This is a genomic window from Streptomyces sp. NPDC059900 (genome assembly GCF_050270335.1).
Taxonomy (GTDB): Bacteria; Actinomycetota; Actinomycetes; order Streptomycetales; family Streptomycetaceae; genus Streptomyces.
The window spans coordinates 1-1,341 of sequence record NZ_JBNNJZ010001100.1 but is presented as its reverse complement, the minus strand read 5'-3'; the positions used below and the strand labels follow the sequence as shown (position 1 = coordinate 1,341).

Here is a 1,341-nt window from a genome sequence, read left to right as displayed (position 1 = left end):
GCCACGATCACCGCGGCCCGAACCGTCCGCTCAGGGCTCCACCGCCCGCCCTCGGCGACTCGGACGCCCGAACGCAGGTCCACGTGACGTCCCTCGGGGAACGCATCCCACAGCTCGCGCTCCGGCGGAGCCAACTCATCGTATGAGAGCACCCGTCAAGAGTAGTGATCGTGCCTTGGCGGGCGGGGTGTCAGTGGGCGTGGATCGATGTGGCGGTATAGACGACCGTGGAGCTGGGGGAGGGGCCGTTGCAGGTGAGTTGGGTGCGGGGCATGTGGTGGGAGCGGACCTCGACGTCGATGACGGCTGAGTCGGGCGGCGGGGTTGCGACGTGGACGCGCCAGTGGTTGTTGGCCAGGCGGGTGGTGTCCGTGACGGTGTAGTGGTGGCGGCCTGCGGGGCCGAAGCGGGCCAGCAGGGCGGTGACGGCGGCTTGTTGGGGCGGGTAGAGGTCGGTGTAGCCGCGGAGGTGCTCTGCCCGGATGCGGTTGGCCAGGTGCGCTTCGATGGCTTTCACGGAGGCGGCGGGGTCGAGTTGGCCGTAGTGGACGCCGTCGGGGGCGACGAGGATGTTGGGGGCGAAGCGGTCGCCGCCGGTGTGGCTCGATTCCCAGACGAGGTCGGGCCAGTGGCGGGTGAGGGTGTGGGCGACGGGACGGCCGCGCAGGGCACAGCAGGTGTCGTGGCGGCCGTGGGTGCAGACCAGGATGACGGGCGGTTGGCCGGGCCGGTCGGGGGTGTGGGGGGTGGTGAGGGCTTCGGTGATGTGCTGGAGATCCTGGTCCCGGCTCCAGGTGCCCCACTGCTGGTGGTGGGCGCCGGTGGCGTCGTAGCGCAGGACGGCCCAGCGGCGCGGTCCGCGGGTGGTGCGGCGTCCGGGGCGTCGGATCAGCAGGATGCGGGCCCGGATGGCCTGGGCGGCGGTGTAGACCAGGCTCTTGGTGTGGGTGTCCAGGTCCAGGCCGTCGAAGCCGTTGGGGGGCCAGCCGCCGGTGTGCTCGATCAGGATCCAGGTCAGCGTGTGGGGTGCGGTGCCGGGGAGCGGGTCGCCGCGGGTGCGGGCGGCCTCCGCGCACAGGAAGCGCCCGCGCGCGTCTGCCGGGGGCGTCGTCATGGCGGGGCGGGCACCAGGATGCCCGCGCGCAGCAGCCGGGCGGCGAGGTTGAGTCCGAGGTCCCCGGCGGTGCGGGTCTGGCCGTCGAGGAGGCGGGTGAGGGCGGGCAGGTCCGCGGCAGTGCAGTCGAGGAAGCCGGCGCGGCTGGTCAGGCGGGTGCCGTCGAGCCGCGCGTCCAGTGCGGTGCGCAGCCGCAGCGGGGTGTGGGGGGCCAGGGTGTGCAGTGC

At 73.4% G+C, this 1,341-nt stretch carries 1 protein-coding gene and 2 pseudogenes; all 3 read right to left on the bottom strand.

Annotated features, from left to right (window positions below):
• A pseudogene (locus ACQKIP_RS47585) lies at positions 1–152 on the bottom strand (oxidoreductase); the annotation flags it as partial.
• A gap of 38 nt (positions 153–190) precedes the next feature.
• Complete coding sequence (locus ACQKIP_RS47580; protein WP_365853696.1) at positions 191–1,114, bottom strand: sucrase ferredoxin; 924 nt, start codon at positions 1,112–1,114, stop codon at positions 191–193.
• A pseudogene (locus ACQKIP_RS47575) lies at positions 1,111–1,341 on the bottom strand (cupin); the annotation flags it as partial. The gene ACQKIP_RS47580 and the pseudogene ACQKIP_RS47575, both read right to left, overlap by 4 nt.